The sequence below is a fragment of the Cellulomonas massiliensis JC225 genome, assembly GCF_000312005.1.
Classification (GTDB): domain Bacteria; phylum Actinomycetota; class Actinomycetes; order Actinomycetales; family Cellulomonadaceae; genus Cellulomonas; species Cellulomonas massiliensis.
Genome location: NZ_HE978588.1, coordinates 1,744,413 through 1,750,546, shown reverse-complemented (window position 1 = coordinate 1,750,546; position 6,134 = coordinate 1,744,413). Strand labels below are relative to the sequence as shown.

Here is a 6,134-nt window from a genome sequence, read left to right as displayed (position 1 = left end):
CGCGACGCCACCCCCGCCGCGTGGCCGCGGCGACCAGCCGCGGGTAGAGGTCGGCCCCGGCGCCGCGGGGCGCGCTGCCCGCGACGACGAGCCAGCCGTCGGGCCCGACGCCGTCGAGCTCGGCCTCGACGGCCGCCACGAGGGCGTCGACCTCGGCGTCGCTCAGCGCCGGGCCGGCCGCGTTGACCTTCGTGGTGCAGCCCGCCGCGTCGACGACCGCGACGTTCGAGCGCGTCGTCCCGCTCACCGGGACGGCGTGCGACTCGACGCCCAGCGTGCCGAGCAGGGATGTCAGCTCCGCCCCGTCCGTGCCGCCCACGGGCAGCACGGCCCGGGTCCGCACCCCGTGCCGCGCGAGGGCGCGGGAGACGTTGATCCCCTTGCCCCCGGCGTGCACGTGGGTGCCGTGCGCACGGTTGACCTCGCCGACCTCGAGCCGCTCGACGTCGAACGTGCGGTCGAGGCTCGGGTTGGGCGTGACGGTGATGATCACGGGTGTGCTCCTGAGGGACGTCCCCCGGCGCGGGCCTCGTGGGCCCGCGCCGGGGGCGGTGGACCGGCGGTCAGTCGTTGACGGCGCCGAGGACGTCGTAGAGCTCGTCCACGCTCGTGGCGTCCAGGACGCGCCGCGCCTCGTCCTCGTCGGAGAACACGACCGCGATCTTGCCGAGGATGTCGAGGTGCTCGTCGTTCTTGCCGGCGATGCCGACGACGACCCGGACGGGGTTCCCGCCCCAGTCGAGAGGCTCGTCGTAGCGGACCAGCGACACCGCCGACCGCACGATCGTGCCCTTCGACTCGTTCGTGCCGTGCGGGATCGCGAGCCCGTTGCCCATGAACGTCGACACCGTGCGCTCCCGCTCGGCCATCGCGTCCACGTACGCGGGCGTCACGGCCCCCGCGGCGACGAGCAGGCCGCCCGCCTCGCGGATCGCGTCGTCCCGCGTCCGGGCGGAGCCCGACACCACGACGAGGTCCTTCGTCAGCACGCCGCTCATGCCGATGCGCCTCCCTGCGACTCCTTGGTCTCCTGGACGACCTGGTCGTAGACCGGGCTGTTCATGAAGTTGTCCACCGAGACGTGCCGCGACGTGGGCGCGCGGTGACGCGCCCGGTCGGTCAGCTCGCGCTGGCTGATGACGATGTCCGCGTCGTCCTCGAGGCTCGCGACCGCCTTGTTGACGACCGTGACGCCCTCGACGCCCGCCTTGCGCAGCTTGTCCCGCAGGACGCTCGCGCCCATCGCCGACGAGCCCATGCCCGCGTCGCACGCGAACACGATCGTCCGGATGGGCTTGACCGCCGTCGCGACGCCGCCGCCGGCCGCGTGCGCCGTGGCGTCCTCCGCCTTGAGGGCGGACAGGGCCGCGCTGGACTTGCCCTTGTTCGCCTCGGTCTGGGCGATCGCCGCCTCGAGGTCGCCGCTCTGGCCCGCCGCCAGGTCACGCTTGCGGGTGGCCCGCAGGATGATCGAGGCGACGACGAACGCCACGGTGGCCGACAGCAGCACCGACAGGGCGACGCCGACGAAGCTCCCCTTCGCCGTCTGGGCGAACACCGCGATGATCGAGCCCGGTGCGGCCGGCCCGACGAGCCCGGAGCCGAACACCACGTTCGTCGCGATGCCGGTCGCGCCGCCGAGGATCGCGGCGACGATGAGCACCGGCTTCATGAGCACGAACGGGAAGTACACCTCGTGGATGCCGCCGATGAACTGGACGACGATCGCGCCCGGCGCCGTGGAGCGCGCCGCGCCGATGCCGAACAGCGTGTAGGCCAGCAGGATGCCCAGGCCCGGCCCGGGGTTCGCCTCGACGAGGAACAGCAGTGAGCGGCCGGTCTCGGCGGACTGCTGCGCGCCGAGCGGCACCAGCACGCCGTTGCCGATGGCGTTGTTGAGGAAGAGCACCTTGGCCGGCTCGACGATGAGGCTCATGGCCGGCAGCAGGTGGTGGTCGGCGAGCCAGCTCACCATGTTGCCCAGCACCGTGCTGACGCCGGTGACGAACGGAGCGATCCCGAAGAACGCGGCGATCGAGAGGGCGCCGCCGACGATCGCGCCGGAGAACATGTTGACGAGCATCTCGAGGCCCGGCTTGATCCTGCCGTCCCAGAGGGCGTCGATCTTCTTCATGATCCAGGCCGCGAGCGGGCCGACGATCATCGCGCCGAGGAACATCGGCACGGTCGAGCCCACGATGACGCCGAGGGTGGCGATGCAGCCGATGACGCCGCCGCGCTCGCCGTACACGATCCGGCCGCCCGCGTTCGCGATGAGCAGCGGCAGGAGGAACGTCACCATCGGGCCCACGAGGCCCAGGTACTGGTGGAACGTCGACCCGTCCTCCGCGAGCGCCAGCTGGGTGGCGGCGCCCTGCCACGCACCGGGCAGGTCGGCGTTCCCGAAGCCGCCCAGCACCCCGTTGGGCGCCCAGCCCACGGCGATGAACAGGGCCGTGATGAGGCCCCAGGCCAGGAACGCCGGGAGGTTCGGCATGATCATGCCGGTCAGGAACGCGCCGAACTTCTGCACGCGCACCTGAGCGGCCTTGCCCCGCGACACGGTGGGGGTACCCGCTACAGCTGTGGCCATCTCCGGCTCACACTCCGCTCTGTGGATCGTCGTTGATCTCTGTGACCTTGCGTTGCGCGGTCGCGTCGGGCCCGGGGGTCAGGGCTCGATCGTGACCTTGATGCCCGTGCCCTGACGGACGATGTCGATGCCCTCGGCCACCTGGTCCAGGGGGAGGCGGTGGGTGATGAGGTCGCTGACCGGCACGGAGCCGTCGGCGATGAGGGCGAGTGCCTGCTTGTTGTGGGCGGGGCTCGACCCGTTGGCACCCATGAGCATCAGCTCCTTGTAGTGCACGACGTTCGAGTCGAGCGTGATCGTCGGCCTGTCCTTGGGCAGACCGCCGAACAGCGAGAACCGGCCGCGCGGGGCGAGCATCTGCAGCGCCTGCTCCTGGGCCGCGCCGGACGCGGCGGCGGTGATGACGACGTCGACACCGCGACCGTCCGTGAGCGCGCGCACGGCCTCGACCGGGTCGGTCTCCGCCGAGCAGATCGCGGCGTCGGGCTGCACGACCGCCGCGGCGAGGTCGAGCCGCTCACGGCTGAGCTCGACGAGGTAGACCTGCTTCGCGCCGCGGGCGCGCGCCAGGCGCACGTGCAGGCAGCCGATCGGGCCCGAGCCGACGACCACCACCACGTCGCCGTCGTGCACGTCGATCAGCTCCTGGGCGTTGATCGCGCAGGCGAACGGCTCGGCGACCGACGCCTCGGCGAAGCCCACGCCGTCCGGGATCCGGTTGAGGCCGTCGACCTTGAGGACCGCCGGCGGCACGATCATGTACGGCGCGAACCCGCCGTCGAAGTCGTAGCCCATCGAGACCTGGTTCGGGCAGATCGTCATGAGGCCCGAGGTGCAGTAGTCGCACTCGCCGCACGGGATCGCGGCGATGACCTGCACGCGGTCGCCGACCGCCCAGCCCTCGACGCCCTCGCCGAGCTCGACGATCTCGCCCGCGATCTCGTGCCCCATGACGCGCGGCGGGCGGATGCGCAGGTGCCCGGCCTGGGAGATCTTGACGTCGGTGCCGCACATCGAGCACGCCCGCACGCGGATCTTGATCTCGCCCGCGGCGGCCGTGGGCTCGGGGGCGTCCTCGAGGCGGACGTCTCCGGGGGCGTAGAAGCGGAAGACCTTCATCGTTCTCCTTCGGTGGTGCGCCCTCGTGAGGCGCGGCGGTGTCGGGGACGGGCGGCCGGGGCCGCGGTCCCTACGTGCGGACGACGCGCGGGCCGGCCGACTCGATCTCGTCGGTCGTCTCGTTGTCGAGCCCGGTGTCGGTGATGAACGTGTCGACGCTGCTCAGCGGCGCGACGATGGCCAGGTCGGTGCGGCCGACCTTCGTGTGGTCCGCGAGGACGACCGTGCGGCGCCCCGCGGCGACGAGGGCCCGCTTGACCGCGGCCTCCGCGAGGTCCGGCGTCGTGAGGCCGTTGGCGACCGTCAGGCCGTTCGTGCCGAGGAACGTCACGTCCACGCGCACGTCGGCGAGCGCCCGCTCCGCCCACACCCCGACTCCCGCGAGCGTCCGGCCGCGGATCGTGCCGCCGACGAGGTGCAGCGTGATGTTCGGGCGCGCGGCGAGGACCGTCGCGACGGGCAGCGCGTGGGTGACGACCGTGAGCTCGCGGTCCTGCGGGAGCATCTCGGCGAGCCGGACCGTCGTCGTGCCGGCGTCGAGGATGACGGCACCGCCGTCGGGCAGCTCGTCGAGCGCCGCCTTGGCGATGCGCTCCTTCTCCCCCGACAGCACGCGCTCGCGGTCCGCCACGCCGGGCTCGATGCCGAGCCGCTCGACGGGGATGGCGCCGCCGTGGACCCGCCGCACGAGCCCGAGCCGCTCGAGCGCCGACAGGTCGCGGCGGACGGTCTCCGGGGTGACGTCGAGCTCGGCGGCGAGGCCGGCCACGTCGACCCGCCCCTCGGTGCGGGCGCGGTTCAGGATCTGCTGGTGCCGCTCCGGTGCGTACATGCCCTCGTCCGGTCCTCGTCGTGCGTCCCCGGCCCGTGGCCGGCGGGCGACGGCCGTGTCGCCCACCGACGACGATGCCAAGTGATGCGCGCCACGTCAAGCGTGAACGGACACAGACGGGGGTAAACCAACATCCGAACGGCGCGAGGCATGCGCTGGACACAGCAGAACAGGCCCGAGGTCCCACCGGAGGGCGGGACTTCGGACCTGTTCGGACATCGGCGCGGCCGCAACGGCCCGGGCCGGTCAGCGCGGCTGGTACGGGCTGATCACCGGTCGTCCGCGGCCTTCCGTGTGCGGACTCCGGTTCAGCGCGGCTGGTACGGGCTGATCACCGGTCGTCCGCGGCCTTCGGGATGCGGACCCCCGGTCAGCGCGGCTGGTACGGGCTGATCACGACTTCCACCCGCTGGAACTCCTTGAGGTCCGAGTACCCCGTCGTCGCCATCGCGCGGCGGAGCGCGCCGATGAGGTTCAGCGTGCCGTCGGCGGTGCGGCCCGGGCCGAAGAGGATCTGCTCGAGCGAGCCGGCCTGGCCCACCTCCACCCGCTCGCCGCGGGGCAGCTCGGGGTGGTGCGCCTCGGGGCCCCAGTGCCAGCCCCGGCCGGGCGCCTCGGTCGCGCGGGCGAGGGCCGCGCCGAGCATGACCGCGTCCGCACCGCACGCGACGGCCTTGACCAGGTCGCCGGAGCGCCCCACGCCGCCGTCGGCGATGACGTGCACGTACCGGCCGCCGGACTCGTCGAGGTAGTCCCGCCGGGCCGCCGCGACGTCCGCGACCGCGGTCGCCATCGGGGCGTGGATGCCCAGCGACGTGCGGGTCGTGTGGGCGGCGCCGCCGCCGAAGCCGACGAGCACACCCGCCGCACCGGTGCGCATGAGGTGCAGCGCCGCGGTGTACGTCGACGCGCCGCCGACGATGACGGGCACGTCGAGCTCGTAGATGAACCGCTTGAGGTTGAGCGGCTCGGCGACGCCCGACACGTGCTCGGCCGAGACCGTGGTGCCGCGGATGACGAACAGGTCGACGCCCGCGTCGACGACCGTCCGCCAGTGCTCCTGCGTGCGCTGAGGGCTCAGGGCGCCCGCGACGGTGACGCCCGCGGCCCGGATCTCCTGCAGGCGCGCGGTGATGAGCTCGGGCCGGATCGGCGCGGCGTAGATCTCCTGCATGCGGCTCGTCGCGCGCGCGGCGTCGAGCGCGGCGACCTCGGCGAGCAGCGGCTCGGGGTCGTCGTACCGCGTCCACAGGCCCTCGAGGTCGAGCACGCCCAGGCCGCCGAGCCGGCCCAGCGCGACCGCCGTCGCCGGGCTCATCACGGAGTCCATCGGCGCCGCGACCACGGGGAGCTCGAAGTGGTAGGCGTCGATCTGCCAGCCGACCGAGACCTCCTCGGGGCTGCGGGTACGCCGCGAGGGCACCACCGCGACGTCGTCGAAGGAGTATGCGCGCCGACCCCGCTTGCCGCGCCCGATCTCGATCTCGTTGCTCACCGCCCCAGGCTACCGGCGCCCCTCCCACCGGCACGCACGCCCCTCGCGCCGAGACCGGCGGCGGGCGGGACGCGCGGGCGGCGGCGCGCCCGGGG

Annotated in this window: 6 protein-coding genes; all 6 read right to left on the bottom strand. The window is 73.4% G+C overall.

The features are described from left to right. A partial coding sequence (locus tag HGCM_RS17570; RefSeq protein ID WP_019136402.1) for a 1-phosphofructokinase family hexose kinase occupies positions 1-493 on the bottom strand: 493 nt, incomplete at its 3' end. A gap of 70 nt (positions 494-563) precedes the next feature. Beyond that, positions 564-998, bottom strand: coding sequence for a PTS mannitol transporter subunit IIA (locus tag HGCM_RS08375; protein ID WP_019136401.1), 435 nt, complete (start codon positions 996-998; stop codon positions 564-566). After that, complete coding sequence (locus HGCM_RS17565; protein ID WP_040399024.1) at positions 995-2,593, bottom strand: PTS mannitol transporter subunit IIBC; 1,599 nt, start codon at positions 2,591-2,593, stop codon at positions 995-997. The genes HGCM_RS08375 and HGCM_RS17565 overlap by 4 nt, the downstream gene beginning before the upstream one ends. Before the next feature lie 78 nt (positions 2,594-2,671). Further along, positions 2,672-3,712: a zinc-dependent dehydrogenase gene (locus tag HGCM_RS08365; RefSeq protein ID WP_019136399.1), complete on the bottom strand. Its 1,041-nt coding sequence runs from the start codon at positions 3,710-3,712 to the stop codon at positions 2,672-2,674. Positions 3,713-3,782: 70 nt separating this feature from the next. Beyond that, on the bottom strand, positions 3,783-4,544 hold the full coding sequence (locus tag HGCM_RS08360) for a DeoR/GlpR family DNA-binding transcription regulator (RefSeq protein WP_019136398.1): 762 nt from the start codon (positions 4,542-4,544) through the stop codon (positions 3,783-3,785). A gap of 370 nt (positions 4,545-4,914) precedes the next feature. Continuing rightward, complete coding sequence (locus HGCM_RS08355; protein WP_019136397.1) at positions 4,915-6,039, bottom strand: GuaB3 family IMP dehydrogenase-related protein; 1,125 nt, start codon at positions 6,037-6,039, stop codon at positions 4,915-4,917. Positions 6,040-6,134: the final 95 nt, after the last annotated feature.

Bases quoted from the DNA above. Each gene is read 5' to 3' on its own strand.
- HGCM_RS08375 (WP_019136401.1), bottom strand. From the start codon at position 998: ATGAGCGGCGTGCTGACGAAGGACCTCGTCGTGGTGTCGGGCTCCGCC.
- HGCM_RS17565 (WP_040399024.1), bottom strand. From the start codon at position 2,593: ATGGCCACAGCTGTAGCGGGTACCCCCACCGTGTCGCGGGGCAAGGCC.
- HGCM_RS08365 (WP_019136399.1), bottom strand. From the start codon at position 3,712: ATGAAGGTCTTCCGCTTCTACGCCCCCGGAGACGTCCGCCTCGAGGAC.
- HGCM_RS08360 (WP_019136398.1), bottom strand. From the start codon at position 4,544: ATGTACGCACCGGAGCGGCACCAGCAGATCCTGAACCGCGCCCGCACC.